1 protein-coding gene is annotated in these 571 nt (G+C 56.7%); it reads left to right on the top strand.

Going from position 1 to position 571, the window contains the following annotated elements:
• On the top strand, positions 1–571 hold a 571-nt coding region (locus tag RMSM_RS40540; RefSeq protein WP_008690535.1), incomplete at both ends, for an FG-GAP repeat domain-containing protein.

Here is a 571-nt window from a genome sequence, read left to right as displayed (position 1 = left end):
CCATCAAAAACAACTAGGTTTGTTTGTTTTCTCGGGACGCAATGGACGCCTGCGCTGGCACGAACCGCTGACGAAGCGTTACGGGTTAACTGCCATCGACAATATCTCGCCCATCGAGTTTGACCAGGGAAGCGTCCCGCTTTGCATCGACGACCTGAACGCCGATGGGCTTCTCGACGTCGTCGTCCCCGGCGATGCAGCGATGACGGAGGCGAAATCCGAGCAGGGAATCGCACAAAAGCAACTGAGAGTGTTGGATGGTAAAACGGGAGCACGATTGTGGCAGGTCGCTTATCCACCAGCGCGAAACCCTCCACGTGCTTTTAGCGAAACTCCCCCCGCCGCGGTAATCGATTTCGACGGTGACAGGATACCCGAATTAGTCACATTCTATTTCTATACGCCGCCAGACGCGTCGCGTTCAATCGCCGCCATCAAAGCACATGCCGGCTCGGATGGTCGAGAGCTCTGGGCACGCCAACTGGAAGTCGCCGCGGAATGTGGACAAGTTCACTTGGGCGACAACGAACATCGGTATCGACCACAATGGTTGCCACTGCGAACCGCCGCA

Source organism: Rhodopirellula maiorica SM1, from assembly GCF_000346295.1.
Classification (GTDB): Bacteria; Planctomycetota; Planctomycetia; order Pirellulales; family Pirellulaceae; genus Novipirellula; species Novipirellula maiorica.
This window is presented reverse-complemented; position numbering and strand designations above follow the sequence as displayed.